General features: G+C 71.2%; 11 protein-coding genes and 1 pseudogene. 11 read left to right on the plus strand and 1 reads right to left on the minus strand.

The window, feature by feature from the left end:
* The first annotated feature begins 12 nt into the window (after positions 1–12).
* The 3 genes from OH735_RS24640 to OH735_RS24650 all read left to right on the plus strand — a co-directional run bounded on the left by OH735_RS24640 (position 13) and on the right by OH735_RS24650 (position 3,442).
* Positions 13–990, plus strand: a complete 978-nt coding sequence (locus OH735_RS24640; RefSeq protein WP_406383701.1) for an ABC transporter ATP-binding protein — start codon at positions 13–15, stop codon at positions 988–990.
* Positions 980–2,215: an ABC transporter ATP-binding protein gene (locus tag OH735_RS24645; RefSeq protein WP_406383702.1), complete on the plus strand. Its 1,236-nt coding sequence runs from the start codon at positions 980–982 to the stop codon at positions 2,213–2,215. The genes OH735_RS24640 and OH735_RS24645 overlap by 11 nt, the downstream gene beginning before the upstream one ends.
* A gap of 216 nt (positions 2,216–2,431) precedes the next feature.
* Positions 2,432–3,442 carry a hypothetical protein gene (locus OH735_RS24650; RefSeq protein WP_406383703.1) on the plus strand — a complete coding sequence of 337 codons (1,011 nt, stop codon included), beginning with the start codon at positions 2,432–2,434 and terminating at the stop codon, positions 3,440–3,442.
* 68 nt (positions 3,443–3,510) lie between these two features.
* On the opposite strand, the gene OH735_RS24655 is transcribed toward OH735_RS24650, so the two are convergent.
* Positions 3,511–5,643 (minus strand): prolyl oligopeptidase family serine peptidase, encoded by a 2,133-nt coding sequence (locus tag OH735_RS24655; RefSeq protein WP_406383704.1) that lies wholly within the window; start codon positions 5,641–5,643, stop codon positions 3,511–3,513.
* 166 nt (positions 5,644–5,809) lie between these two features.
* Between OH735_RS24655 and OH735_RS24660 the strand changes: the two genes are divergently transcribed.
* The 8 genes and pseudogenes from OH735_RS24660 (at position 5,810) to OH735_RS24695 (ending at position 13,670) form a co-directional block, all read left to right on the plus strand.
* The gene (locus tag OH735_RS24660) at positions 5,810–6,004 is read left to right on the plus strand and encodes a hypothetical protein (RefSeq protein ID WP_093896879.1); all 195 of its coding nucleotides are present in this window, start codon (positions 5,810–5,812) and stop codon (positions 6,002–6,004) included.
* A gap of 79 nt (positions 6,005–6,083) precedes the next feature.
* A pseudogene (gene mshB, locus OH735_RS24665) lies at positions 6,084–6,989 on the plus strand (N-acetyl-1-D-myo-inositol-2-amino-2-deoxy-alpha-D-glucopyranoside deacetylase); the annotation flags it as partial.
* A gap of 209 nt (positions 6,990–7,198) precedes the next feature.
* On the plus strand, positions 7,199–7,645 hold the full coding sequence (locus tag OH735_RS24670; RefSeq protein WP_406383705.1) for a DUF6113 family protein: 447 nt from the start codon (positions 7,199–7,201) through the stop codon (positions 7,643–7,645).
* Between the two features lie 430 nt (positions 7,646–8,075).
* Positions 8,076–9,896, plus strand: a complete 1,821-nt coding sequence (locus tag OH735_RS24675) for a hypothetical protein (protein WP_406386716.1) — start codon at positions 8,076–8,078, stop codon at positions 9,894–9,896.
* A 297-nt stretch (positions 9,897–10,193) separates the two neighbouring features.
* A complete protein-coding gene (locus OH735_RS24680; protein ID WP_406383706.1) occupies positions 10,194–11,132 on the plus strand; it encodes an ABC transporter ATP-binding protein in 939 nt (312 codons plus the stop codon).
* Positions 11,126–11,881 carry an ABC transporter permease gene (locus tag OH735_RS24685; protein ID WP_406383707.1) on the plus strand — a complete coding sequence of 252 codons (756 nt, stop codon included), beginning with the start codon at positions 11,126–11,128 and terminating at the stop codon, positions 11,879–11,881. Before OH735_RS24680 ends, OH735_RS24685 begins: the two co-directional genes overlap by 7 nt.
* Entirely contained in the window at positions 11,878–13,062 is a 1,185-nt protein-coding gene (locus OH735_RS24690) for a sensor histidine kinase (protein WP_406383708.1), read from the plus strand. The genes OH735_RS24685 and OH735_RS24690 overlap by 4 nt, the downstream gene beginning before the upstream one ends.
* Entirely contained in the window at positions 13,059–13,670 is a 612-nt protein-coding gene (locus OH735_RS24695; RefSeq protein WP_406383709.1) for a response regulator transcription factor, read from the plus strand. Before OH735_RS24690 ends, OH735_RS24695 begins: the two co-directional genes overlap by 4 nt.
* The last annotated feature ends 130 nt before the right edge of the window (positions 13,671–13,800 follow it).

Below are 13,800 nucleotides of genomic sequence, written 5' to 3' on the forward strand. Positions count from 1 at the left end.
GAGCCCGCTGCCATGTTGCTCGAAGTGCGCGATCTGCACGTGGAGTTCCACACCCGCGACGGCGTGGCCAAAGCCGTCAACGGGGTCAACTACTCGGTGGCCGAGGGCGAGACGCTGGCCGTCCTCGGCGAATCCGGCTCCGGCAAGTCGGTCACCGCGCAGGCCGTCATGGGCATCCTCGACATGCCCCCCGGGAGGATCAGCGGCGGCGAGATCCTCTTCAAGGACCGTGACCTGCTGAAGATGAAGAAGGACGAACGCCGGAAGATCCGCGGCCAGGAGATGGCCATGATCTTCCAGGACGCCCTCTCCTCCCTCAACCCCGTGCTCAGCGTGGGGGAGCAGCTCGGCGAGATGTTCGTCGTCCACCGCGGAATGTCCCACAAGGACGCCAAGCGGAAGGCCGTCGAACTGATGGACCGGGTCCGCATCCCGGCCGCGAAGGAACGCGTCGGGAACTATCCGCACCAGTTCTCCGGCGGCATGCGCCAGCGCATCATGATCGCCATGGCGATGGCGCTGGAACCCTCGCTGATCATCGCCGACGAACCCACCACCGCCCTCGACGTGACCGTCCAGGCCCAGGTGATGGACCTGCTCGCCGAGCTCCAGCGCGAACTGAACATGGGCCTGATCCTGATCACCCACGACCTCGGCGTGGTCGCGGACGTCGCCGACTACATCGCCGTGATGTACGCGGGCCGGATCGTCGAGACCGCCCCCGTCCACGAGATCTACCGGGCACCCGCTCACCCGTACACCAAGGGCCTGCTCCAGTCGATCCCGCGCCTGGACCAGAAGGGCCAGGAGCTGTACGCGATCAAGGGCCTGCCGCCCAACCTGCTGCACATCCCGCCCGGCTGCGCCTTCCATCCGCGCTGCCCGATGGCCCAGGAGATCTGCCGGGGCGAGGTACCGCCGCTGTTCGAGGTGGCCGCAAACCGCGAGAGCGCCTGCTACTTCTGGAAGGAGACGCTCGATGCACGCTGAACCGGGGAGCACCCGCGCGGGCGGCGAACCCATTCTGGAGGTCCGCGATCTCGTCAAGCACTACCCGCTGACCCAGGGCATCTTGATCAAGAAGCAGATCGGCGCCGTCAAGGCGGTCGACGGGGTCTCCTTCGACCTGGCGGCGGGCGAGACGCTCGGCATCGTGGGGGAGTCGGGCTGCGGCAAGTCGACCGTGGCCAGGATGCTGGTCCATCTGGAACAGCCGACGGCCGGCGCGATCAAGTACAAGGGCGAGGACATCACCAAGCTGTCGGGGCGCGCCCTGAAGGCCGTGCGCCGAAACATCCAGATGGTGTTCCAGGACCCGTACACCTCGCTCAATCCCCGGATGACGGTCGGCGACATCATCGGGGAGCCGTACGAGATCCATCCCGAGGTGGCGCCGAAGGGCGACCGGCGCCGCAGGGTCCAGGACCTGCTGGACGTCGTCGGGCTCAACCCGGAGTACATCAACCGCTATCCGCACCAGTTCTCCGGCGGCCAGCGCCAGCGCATCGGCATCGCCCGCGGCCTGGCCCTGAACCCCGAGATCATCGTCGCCGACGAACCCGTCTCCGCCCTCGACGTCTCCGTGCAGGCGCAGGTCGTCAACCTGCTGGACCGGCTGCAGACGGAGTTCGGACTGAGTTACGTCTTCATCGCGCACGACCTGTCGATCGTCCGGCACATCTCCGACCGGGTCGGCGTGATGTACCTGGGCCGGATCGTCGAGATCGGCACCGACGAGCAGATCTACGAGCACCCCACGCATCCGTACACCCAGGCGCTGCTGTCCGCCGTGCCGGTGCCGGACCCGATGGCGCGCGAGCACCGGGAGCGGATCATCCTGCACGGTGACGTCCCGTCGCCCGCCAACCCGCCTTCCGGCTGCCGCTTCCGCACCCGCTGCTGGAAGGCGCAGGAGCGGTGCGCACTGGAGGTGCCGCTGCTGGCGGTCCCGGCGGTCTTCCGGCTGACGGACATCCCGGCCAAGCACGACTCGGCCTGTCACTTCGCCGAGGAGAAGCAGGTGGTGCCGCCGGAGGGGCTGCTGGAGACGCCGGGGGAGCTGCCGACGGAGCCGACGGAGGAACTGCCGGGGGAGTCGCCGGAGGGGCTGCCCAGGGGGGCCGACGAGGCGCCGGAGGAGGGCGGGACGGGCTCCCCGGGCGCCGTGGGGCGCAAGGACGGGCCGTCGCCGTCCGGGAGCAGCCGGGCCGGCTGAGCGCGGACGCGTCAACGCGCGGGCAACTCGGCCGTCCCACCTCCGATATCCGTCCCACCTCCGATATACGAACGCGCCACGATGGTCGTCGTACGGCCGTGCGGGTGCTGTGAACCGGCCGGGGGGCTTTCAAGTCCCTCCGGCCGGTTGCCCGTTAAGGCACCATCCGGGCGACCCTCTTGTCCGGCGGGCGGCGGCCGGGGGAGTATCGCTCGCGTGATAGTCACGCGCGGAGCAAGGATCACCGGCGCTGTCCTCTGTGCCCTGCTCGCGGTGATCGTCGCGGGCTGGCTCGTACGGGATCTCCAGGCCGTCGACGATCCGGGGCAGTTGTGGAAGTACTGGGCGGGCTACTACGAGATGTACGAGATGCGACCGGCCGTGCTGCCCACCACCTCGGCCGACGACGTGATGCTGCTCGTGGCGTATGTGGTCGCCGCCGTCGCGGCCCTGCGGTCCTCGGTGGCCGGAACGGTGCTGGTCGCCACCGGAGTGGTCACCCTCGCCATGCGGCTCCCCGGACTCTGGAACATCGGTGAGTCCCGGATGGACGCCGCGTACTCCGACGACCTCCGCACCCGCGCCCTCGTCTGTGCCTTCGTGGCCCTCGCGGCGGGCATCGCGCTGATCATCACCGCGGGGGCCGGGCGCAGGACGCCGCGCGACTTCTCCGAGGCCACCCCGGGCCGTCCGGGGCAGGGCGCCGGAGTGACCGCCTTTCTGCTGCTGGGCGCCGCCGGAGCGGTCCTGATCGCCTGGGAGATCCGTCAGGCCGTGCGGTTCCCCGAGTTCTACCCCGACTGGTACCTGGGCGGGAACCGGGCGATCCAGGCGCTGACCGACCCTCCGCCGGGCTGGAGCAGTGCACTCGTCGCGCTGCTCTGTCTGTACGCGGGGACGAGCGCGCTCTGCCGCGCCGTGCACGCACGGCCGTTCGGCATGATCGCGGCCGGTGCGCTGCTGTCCGCCGGCGTGCTGGGAGTGGCCCGCGCCGTGCACTACGAATTCCTCGATCACTTCGGTGATTTGCCGACCGAGGAGCAACTCACCGTACTGACCTGGTTCTTCGAAGTCGTCACCGGTGCGGTGGTGCTCATCGTGCTGGCCCGCCGGGGCACCGCGGACGCCCCCGCCCAGCCCCACCAGGGCTATGGGCAGGGGTACGGCTATCCCCGGCCCGGCGTCTTCGGCCCGCCGCCCCCGTCCCAGCCGCCGCCGGGCTGGTGACGGATCGCGGCAGTCGGTCCATCGACTGCCGCCCGCCGGTCGACGCCTGCCGGGGCGTCCTGATCAGATCACTCGTACAGCCCCAACGACCGCTTCAGGAAGTCCACTTGGAGCAGCAGCAGATTCTCCGCCACCTGCTCCTGCGGCGTCATGTGCGTCACCCCGCTGAGCGGCAGCACCTCGTGCGGGCGCCCTGCCGAGAGCAGCGCCGACGACAGCTTCAGCGAGTGCGCGACCACCACGTTGTCGTCCGCCAGACCATGGATGATCATCATCGGCCGGACCTGGTCCGCGGCCCCGGAGAGCCCCTCGTCCGTCAGCACCGAGTTGCGCGCGTACACCTCCGGCTGCTTCGCCGGGTCGCCGAGGTAGCGCTCGGTGTAGTGGGTGTCGTACAGCCGCTGGTCGGTCACCGGAGCGCCCACCACCGCCGCGTGGAAGACATCCGGCCGCCGCAGCACGGCCAGCGCCGCCAGATAGCCGCCGAACGACCAGCCGCGGATCGCCACCTTGCCGAGATCCAGCGGGAACCGCCCGGCCAGCGCGTGCAGCGCCTCGATCTGGTCGTCCACCGTGAGGGCGAGATTGTCCTTGACGGCCTTCTCCCAGCCCGGTGAACGCCCCGGCGCGCCCCGGCCGTCCGCGACGACCACCGCGAAGCCCTGATCGGCGAACCACTGTGACGTCAGATGCGGATTGTGGGCGGCGAGCACCCGCCGGCCGTGCGGTCCGCCGTACGGATCCATGAGGACCGGAAGCGGACCGTCCGATTCCGTATACCCGTCGGGGAGCAACACGGCGCACGGAATTCGCCGTGCGCCCCCTTCGGTGAGACGCACCCGTGCCGACAGGACCGGCTCCTGTTCGAAGCTCGTCACGGTGGCGATCCGCCTGCCGCCCCGGAGCACCTCGGCACGGGCCCCCGGCCGGTCCAGGGACTGGGAGACCAGCACCGTCACCCCGCCCGCGCGGACCGCCGAATGCACCCCCGCCCCTTCGGAGATCCGCTCGATGCCCAGCTCGTTGACCCGGTACACATGGCTCTCGCCGATCTCCGGCTCCGCGGCCTCCTCGCCCGCCGACGCCGACACCAGGACATCCGAATCACCGATGTCCAGGACCGCCTGGAGCTGCAACTGCGCCCCGGTCAGCAGCCGGTCGCCGACCGCGAGCACCCGCGCCCCGCCCTCGTCCGCGATCCGCACAAGCCGCCCGTCCGGTGCCCAGGCGGGCACGCCGGGGAAGATTTCCAGCCAGACCGGGTCCTCGTCGGCATGCACCGTCCGCGTCGTCCCGGTCTCCGTGTCCACCGCGAGGAACAGCTGGCTCTGCTGGTCACGAGCCTGTACGAGGAGCAGCGGAGCCCCGTTTGACGACCAGTGCACCTGAGCCAGATACGGATGGCGTGCCCGGTCCCAGACCACTTCGGTACGGCTGCCGTCCAGGCCCGTCACGAAGAGCCGCACCTCGGCGTTGGGCGTCCCCGCCGCCGGGTAGGCGACCTCGGCGGGCCTGCGGTCCGGGTGCGCGGGATCCGCGATCCACCACCGCTGTACGGGACTGTCGTCGACCCGGGCGACCAGCAGCCGGTCCGACTCCGGCGACCACCAGAAGCCCCGCGAGCGCTGCATCTCCTCGGCCGCGATGAACTCCGCCAGACCGTAACTGACGTTCTCCCCCTCCGGCTCCGCGAGCGCCCGGTCCCCGTCGCCGTCGGCGCCCACGACGCGCAGCGCGCCCTTGGACACGTACGCGATGTGCCGCCCGTCCGGCGAGGGCCGCGGGTCGATCACCGGACCGGGCACCGGCAGCGCCCGCGCCGTACCCGCCCGCAACTGCGCGACGTACACCTTCCCGGAGAGCGCGAACGCCGCCAACTCGGCCGCCGCGTCGACCGCGTAGCCGACGATCCCCGAGGAGCCCTCACGGCTGCGCTCGCGCCGGGCCCGCTCCTGCGCCGACAGCCGCTCCGCCGAACCGCCCAGCAGTGTCCCGGGATCGGCGACGACGCGCTCCTTCGGCGCCCCGCCCGCCGGCAGGTCCAGCACCCACAGCCGGCCCGCCCGGTCCGTGCCCGAGCCGGACCGCAGGAAGATCACCCGCTCACCGTCGGGTGAAACGGTGAACGCACGGGGGGCGCCGAGGGTGAACCGCATGGTCCTGGCGTGCTGGCGGGGAAACGAGATCTTCTGCGAAGTCATGGGCTCGAACCTAGTCCCCGACCACCCGGTCGTGCGCCCCTCGTGCTGCTGTGCCCCGATCAATGCGGTGCCACGGATAGTTATGATCCGTAGCGCTTGGTGGGTATGAACCTGCTGGCTCCATGTGTGCTGCCCGTCCCGACCGTACTGATGGAGGTGAACCGCCGTGGCACTCTCGATTTCGGCGGTGGTGCTGCTGGCGATCGTCGTCTTCCTGCTGATCCGGAAATCCGGACTGAAGGGCGGACATGCGGTGGTCTGCGCGCTGCTCGGTTTCTATCTGGCCAGCTCGTCCATTGCGCCCAGCATCTCGAACCTGACCACGAATGTGGCCGGCATGATCGGCAGCCTCAAGTTCTGAGCCCCGGTTACGCGCCCCGGTTCGTCGTCGGCCGGTGTGCGGTCAGGCCCCGAGGCGCTCGGCTCGTAGGGTGGTCCCTATGACGGACCATCCCGCCCGGCGTCTGCTTCTGGTGCACGCGCACCCCGACGACGAGTCGATCAACAACGGCGCCACCATGGCCAAGTACGCGGCCGAGGGCGCCCAGGTGACCCTGGTGACCTGCACACTCGGCGAGGAGGGCGAGATCATCCCGCCCGCCCTCGCCCATCTCGCGGCCGACCGGGACGACACCCTGGGCCCCTACCGCCGGGGTGAACTCGCCGCGGCGATGAAGGAGCTGGGAGTCACCGACCACCGCCTCCTCGGCGGCCCCGGCCGCTTCCGCGACTCCGGAATGATGGGCGCCGAGCAGAACCACCGCCCCGGCGCCTTCTGGGACGCGGACGTGGACGCCGCCGCCGGGTACCTCGTGGAGGTGATCCGCTCGGTGCGCCCGCAGGTTCTCGTGACGTACGACCCCGACGGCGGCTACGGGCACCCCGACCACATCCAGGCGCACCGCGTCGCGATGCGGGCGGCGGAGCTGGCCGCCGACCCGGCGTACCGCCCGGGACCGGACGCCCCGGACGCCCCGCACACCATCGCCAAGATCTACTGGAACCGGGTGCCGCGCTCGGTGGCCGAAGAGGGCTTCGCGCGCCTGCGGGAGACGGCGCCGGACGCCTTCCCGAGGATCGCCGCCCTCGACGACGTACCGGGTGTGGCCGACGACACGAGGATCACCGCGCGGATCGACGGCTCGGCCCACGCGGCCGCCAAGAGCGCCGCGATGCGGGCCCACACTACTCAGATCGTCGTGGACGGCCCCTTCTTCGCTCTCTCCAACGACCTCGGCCAGCCCGTCTTCACCACCGAGTACTACGAGTTGGTACGCGGCACCTCCGGGGCCCCTCAAGGCGCCCGCGAGGACGACCTGTTCGCCGGAGTGCCGGAAGCAGGCGTACCGGAAGCGGACGTACCGGAAGCAGGCGTACTGGAAGCGGACGTACCGGAAGCAGGCGTACCGGAAGCGGACGTACCGGAAGCGGACGTACCGGAAGCAGGCGTACCGGAAGCAGGCGTACCGGAAGCAGGCGTACCGGAAGCGGACGTACCGGAAGCGGACGTACCGGAAGCGGACGTGCGTGGAGCCGACGTATCGGGAGCCGAACGATGAGCGACGGCAAGCAGCGCACACCACGCACCGGTACGCCCGCCAGGGACACCGCGGCCACCGGCCTCGCCGCGCCCCTCAACCCCGGGCGGATCGCCGCCTATGCGGGCCTCGCCGTCCTCGGTGCGCTTGTCGGGATCGCCGGGGTACTGGTCCAAGCGGCCTGGTTCCCCGCCGGATTGCTGCTCGCGCTGGCCGCGTGCGCCGGACTGTTCTACGGCGGGCGCTGCGTCTTCGGCACCCAGCTCGGCGCTCTGGCCCCGGCCGCGGGCTGGCTGATTTCGGTCATTGTGCTGCTGGGTGGACGGCCGGAAGGAGACTATGTCTTCGGCGATGAACTGGGCCTCACCCTCTTCATGCTGGGCGGGATGGCTGTCGCTGTGATCTGTGCCACCATGTCGCGGTCGCCGCGAACGGATGCCGACAGCGGCCGACCTGGCAAGTAATGTGCCACGTCCGATCCCGTAATGCCCCTTGTCCGTCCGGCGGTCGCGCAGTCGATTCCCCCGGCCGCGAGGTGTCTGTCGGCGGCGGCCAGTAAGGTGGTTCGCGCGCCGAGCCGTCCCCTGGCCTGCGGCATGGGGGAAGTACGGGCGGCGGAGCCAATCGGGAGAACCTGCTTTGAGTCGTGAAACTGACAGTTCGCCCTCCGGGCCTCAGGGGCGTGGAGGAGCCGCGTACCCCTCGGGGACGCCGCCGTACGGATCCCGCCAGTATCCGTCGCTGCACCCTTCGCAGGACGCCCCGGAGGGGGCCCCGAAGCCTGCGGATCCGCCTCAGTCCGAGGAACCGAGGACCGAGACGACGCTGACGACGCGCATCCGGATCAACATCCCGGGGTCGCGTCCCATCCCGCCCGTCGTCATGCGTACGCCCATGGGCGACGCCGACGCCACCGAGGCCGAGCGCACGAGCAGCATCCCGCGCCCCGCCTCGCCGGCGTCGAGCGGCGCGTCGGACACGGCCGACACCGCACCGGCCGCCGAGGCGAGACCCGGTTCGGCGAGTGCGGAACCGGCCGCCGAGAAGCCGGCCAGGGAGAAGAACGGCGGCGACTGGTTCGCCCCGCGCAAAGCCCCCACGAACACCTCGGTCGTCGGCTCCGCCGCGCCCGGTGGCGCCGACGGCACCAAGGGCGCGGCGCACACCCCGCCGCGCGCCGAGCTGCCGTACTTCTCGGACGGGCCGCAGCGCACGGGCGAGCAGGACGCGCCCCGCCCCGGCAGCGCCCTCGACGAGCTCAGCCCCCGCGCGCCCGGCGGCCCGCGCCCCACGCCCGACCTCGGCGTGCACACGCCCGGCCCCTCCGGACCGACCACGGGCGTCACCGGCACTTCGGCCCTGACCCCGAACCTCGACGGGGCGGGCGGCTTCCGCACGGCGGGCCCCGGAGGTTCGGCGGGCCCGAAGGGTCCCGGCGCCCCCGGTGGCGTGCCTCCGCGGATGTCCGACGACACCGCGGTGCTGACGCCCCAGTCGCCGGGCCCGGCCTCCGCCGGCCGGGGCGGCAACGTCTCCGGTGACACGCTCACCAGCGGCATCCCCGTCGTCCCGCCGGAGCACCGCTCGCCGTTCCCGCCCCCGTCCCTGTTCACGGGCGCGGGCGGCCCCGGCGGCGGGCATTCCGGCCTGACGCCCGGTCTTGCGGACGACGCGATGGGCACCGGTCCGGCCGGGCCCGGCGGTCCCGCCGGCGCGTCGCCCACTCCTGCCGCGCGTCCCGCTCCGGCGGCCCCGCCCGCGAAGAAGAAGGGCCGCTCCAAGCTGGTCCTCCTCTGCGCCGGTGTCGTCGGCCTGCTCGGTGTCGCGTACGGCGCCGGGCTGCTGATGAACCACTCCGACGTCCCCAAGGGCACCACGGTCCTCGGCGTCGACATCGGCGGCGGCACGAAGGAGGAGGGCGTCGCGAAGCTGGACGCCGCACTCGGCAAGCGCGCCGAAACCCCCCTCCAACTGTCCGTGGACGGCAAGAAGACCGAGCTCGCACCGGACAAGGCGGGGCTCGGCCTGGACAGCCAGGAGACCGTGCGCTCGGCCGCGGGCAGCGACTACAACCCGCTCTCCGTCATCGGCTCCCTCTTCGGCAGCAAGCGCGTCGTCGACCCGGTGATCCCGGTGGACGAGGAGAAGCTCGGGGTCGCGCTCACGGACCTGGCGGGCGTCTCCGGCTCGGCCAACGACGGCACGATCCGCTTCGAGCCGGGCAAGGCCGTCGCCGTACCCGGCAAGACGGGCAAGGCGCTGGACGTCAACCAGTCGCTGATCTCGGTGCGTGACGCGTACCGGGCCCAGGTGGAGACCGGCCGGACGAACCCCGTCCAACTGCCCGTCACCAGCCGCGAACCCACCATCAGCCAGGCGGAACTGGACCGGGCGATGAAGGAGTTCGCAAAGCCCGCGATGTCCGGCCTGATCACCATCAAGGCCGGTCCCAAGCAGATCCAGTTCGGCCCGGCGCGGTCGCTGCCGCAGATCCTCACGATGGTGCCGGTCAAGGGCCGGCTCGTCGAGCACTACGACAAGAAGGCCATCGACACCCTCTGCGACGGCGTCTTCGACGGCATCATGGTCACCAAGGCCGACGGCAAGAAGCACCAGCTCAGTGCGGACGACGTGGCGCACGCCATGCAGACCGCGCTGCTCGGCAGGAACCCCGTCGAGCGGACCGTCACGATCGACCTCGGCGGCAACGGATAACCGCACCGGCACACCCGTACACCCGTACATCGCCCCCGTCCGGACCCCGGCCGGGGGCGGCGCCGTGTCCGGGCGGGCGCACCACCCACAGGTGCTTCTGACGCCCGCCCGTCCGCCCCCGCCATCCACAGGTGCTTCTGACGCCCGCCCGCCCCCGCCACCCACAGGTGCTCCCGACGCCCGCCCCCGCCACCCCCACCGGCGTCCGGTGTCACGCGCTCCGCATGACATCTGTCATCCGGATTCCACGACCCACGGCCCTGCCGAGCCCACCCCCCGCTCCGCCACGCTGGACGCATGACAACGACAGCCCCCGAGACCACCGGAGCCAAGACCGCCGTGGTCCGCTTCGACCGGGTCAGCAAGGTGTACGGGACGGTGCGCGCCGTCGACGGACTCACCCTCGATCTGCACCCCGGCGAGACCGTGGCGCTCCTCGGCCCCAACGGCGCCGGAAAGTCCTCCACCCTGGATCTGCTCCTCGGCCTGCGCACCGCGGACTCCGGTTCGGTCCGGGTCTTCGACACCACCCCGCAGGGCGCCATCGCCGCGGGCCGCGTCGGCGCGATGCTGCAGAGCGGCGGCCTGATGGAGGATGTCACGGTCGGGGAACTCGTCCGCCTCGCCTGCGATCTGCACCCCAGGCCCCACCCGGTGGGCGAGGTGCTGTCCCGCGCCGGCATCGCGCAGATCGCCGACCGCATGGTCAACAAGCTCTCCGGCGGCCAGGAGCAGCGCGTACGGTTCGCGCTCGCCACCGCCGGGGCCAACGACCTGATCGTCCTCGACGAGCCGACCACCGGCATGGACGTCACGGCCCGCCAGGCCTTCTGGGCGACCATGCGCGAGCAGGCCGAGCAGGGCCGCACCGTCCTGTTCGCCACCCACTACCTCGAAGAGGCCGACGCGATCGCCGACCGCGTCCTCGTCCTCCACAAGGGCCGGCTGCTGGCCGACGGCACGGCCGCCGAGATCAAGGCGAAGGCCGGGGCCCGCCGGATCTCCTTCGAGCTGGAGGGCCCGGTCGACGAGGCGGCCCTGCGCGGCCTGCCGTTCCTGTCCACCCTCGACATCAGCGGCAACGGGGTCCGCATCCAGTCGCACGACGCCGACGCGACCGTCCACGCGGTCTACGGGCTCGGCCTCTACCCGCGCGAACTCGAAGTCGCGGGACTCGGCCTGGAGCAGGCCTTCGTCGCCATCACCGAGGCCGAGGAGGCCAAGACCCCGTGCTGAATTTCTTCTCGTGGGCCCTCATCCGGCTCGAAGTGACCCGCACCCTGCGGAACAAGAAATTCATGTTCTTCTCGGTCATCTACCCGTCGGTGATCTACCTGTTGATCTCCGGCACCCGGAACACCACGGACAAGGTCCCCGACAGCGACCTCACCCTCCAGGCCTTCTTCATGGTCTCGATGGCCTCCTTCGGCGCGCTGACCGCCGTCCTCATGGGCAACAGCGAACGCATCGCCAAGGAGCGCGAGAAGGGCTGGGTCCGCCAGCTCCGGCTCACCGCACTGCCCGGTCGCGGCTACGTCCTGGCGAAGATCGCCGGTGCGGCGATGGTCACCCTGCCCTGCATCGTGGTCGTGTTCCTGGTTGCCGCCACCGTCAAACACGTACGGCTGGACACCTGGCAGTGGTTCGCGCTGACCGGGGTCATCTGGGCCGGTTCGCTGGCCTTCGCCGCGCTCGGGGCCGCCATCGGCTACATCGCCAGCGGCGACGCGGTCCGCCCGATCACGATGATCATCTACTTCGGGCTCTCCATCCTCGGCGGTCTGTGGATGCCCAGCGCGACCTTCCCACAGTGGCTCCAGAACATTTCCGAATGGCTGCCCACACACGCGTACGCTTCTCTCGGTCAGGCGATCGAAATGGGCGGGTCGCCGCACGGCAAGGACGTCGCCGTCCTCTGCGTCTACTTCCTGATCTTCGCGGGCGGAGCGGCCTGGCTCTACCGGAAGGACACCCTGAAGGCGTGAACGACGAGGAGGAGTACGTGGGTGCCGGGCGCCCGCCGACGAGCCGCCGGCAGGTCGGGATCAAGCTGCTCTGGATCGGTGTCTGGCTCGCGTTCATGAGCGCCCCGGTCAAGGACCTGTCCGACGGCCACCACACCCCGTGGGGCACCGCCCTGGGCATACTGGGTCTGCTGGTCTTCGTCGGCACCTATCTGGTGCTGGTCTTCCGCCACACGTCGAAGGCCCTCGACCGGCGCGTCGTCCAGTCCTCGATCGCCTTCCTCGGCGCCCTCGCCGTCACTCTCTCCCTGACGCTCGGCACCGCTTGGCTGGTCCTCTTCGTGTACGTGGCGGTCTCCGTCGGCGCCACACTGCCGCTGCGGACCGCCCGCTGGCTGATTCCCGCGGTCGTCACCGTCCTGGTCCTCCTCGGCCTCACCGACGACCACCCCCGCGAGATCATCACCGCCCTGGTCTTCCCGTCGCTCCTCGGCGGCTTCGCGATGACCGGCGTACGGCAGATGATCCGAACGATGATCCAGCTCCGCGAAGCCCGCGCGACCGTCGCCCAGCTCGCCGCCAACGAGGAGCGGCTGCGGCTCGCCCGCGATCTGCACGACCTGCTCGGCCACTCCCTCTCGCTCATCGCGCTCAAGAGCGAGCTGGCCGGGCGGATGCTCCCCGACCATCCGGAGCAGGCCGCCGCGCAGGTCGCGGACATCGAACGGGTCAGCCGCCAGGCCCTGGTCGACGTACGCGGCGCCGTCACCGGCTACCGCCGTCCGACCCTCCCCGGCGAACTGGCCGGAGCCCGTACCGCACTCGCCGCCGCGGGCATCACCGCCGACGTCCCCGCCGAGGCTCCCGAGGACGTTCCCGAGAAGCCGGAGGAGGTGCTCGCCTGGGCGCTGCGCGAAGCCGTCACCAATGTCGTACGCCACAGCGGCGCCCGGCACTGCACCGTCACCCTCGTCCCGCGCCAGACCCTCGACGGCCGGGTCCTCGAACTCACCGTCGCGGACGACGGCGTCGGCGCCTCGGGCACGGAACCGGGCAACGGCCTCACGGGCATCACCGAACGCCTCGCCACGGTCGACGGCACGCTGATCGCCCCGGCCGGCAACTCCCGCTCCGCATCCGGTAAAGGCTTCACCCTGACCCTGACCGTTCCGCTCGGATCCGGCCTAGGATCCACGGAATGAGCATGATCAGACTCCTCCTCGCCGAGGACCAGTCCATGGTGCGCGAGGCTCTCGCGGCACTCCTCGGCCTGGAATCCGACATCGAGGTGGTGGCCCAGGTCGCCCGCGGGGACGAGGTGCTCGCCGCGGCCCACGAGCACCGCATCGACGTGGCGCTCCTGGACATCGAGATGCCGGGCATGACGGGCATCGACGCGGCGGCGGCGCTGCGGCGCGAACTTCCGGCCGTGAAAGTCGTCGTCGTCACCACCTTCGGCCGCCCCGGCTACCTGCGCCGCGCCATGGAGTCGGGCGCCGACGCCTTCCTGGTGAAGGACGCCCCGGCCGCCCAACTGGCCTCGGCGGTACGGAAGGTGCTCGCCGGGGAGCGCGTCATCGACCCCACCCTCGCGGCCGCCGCGCTCGCCGACGGGGCGAACCCGCTCACCGACCGCGAACGCGATGTGCTGCGCACGGCGGCGGACGGCTCCACGAACGCGGAGATAGCCGCCGCACTCCACCTCTCCCAGGGCACGGTCCGCAACTACCTCTCGACGGCGATCCAGAAACTGGCGGTCCGCAACCGCGCGGAGGCGGTCCGCATCGCCCGCGAGAAGGGCTGGCTGTAGAGCGTCGAGAGAAAGGCAATGGGGGCGTTCTCCGCTCGGTTCACCGAGACCACGACCCGCACGGACCGGCCGTCGTCTTCGCGGCCTCGGCCTGGACGCCGTTCGTCACGGCGGTCAAGGGTGACGGCCT

Origin of the sequence: Streptomyces sp. NBC_01618, assembly GCF_045209435.1 — a bacterium.
Lineage (GTDB): Bacteria > Actinomycetota > Actinomycetes > Streptomycetales > Streptomycetaceae > Streptomyces.

Coding starts and splice junctions, on each gene's coding strand:
- OH735_RS24655 (WP_406383704.1), bottom strand. CDS start 5,643: ATGACTTCGCAGAAGATCTCGTTTCCCCGCCAGCACGCCAGGACCATG.
- OH735_RS24695 (WP_406383709.1), top strand. CDS start 13,059: ATGAGCATGATCAGACTCCTCCTCGCCGAGGACCAGTCCATGGTGCGC.
- OH735_RS24670 (WP_406383705.1), top strand. CDS start 7,199: ATGAGCGACGGCAAGCAGCGCACACCACGCACCGGTACGCCCGCCAGG.
- OH735_RS24680 (WP_406383706.1), top strand. CDS start 10,194: ATGACAACGACAGCCCCCGAGACCACCGGAGCCAAGACCGCCGTGGTC.
- OH735_RS24675 (WP_406386716.1), top strand. CDS start 8,076: ATGGGCGACGCCGACGCCACCGAGGCCGAGCGCACGAGCAGCATCCCG.
- OH735_RS24645 (WP_406383702.1), top strand. CDS start 980: ATGCACGCTGAACCGGGGAGCACCCGCGCGGGCGGCGAACCCATTCTG.
- OH735_RS24640 (WP_406383701.1), top strand. CDS start 13: ATGTTGCTCGAAGTGCGCGATCTGCACGTGGAGTTCCACACCCGCGAC.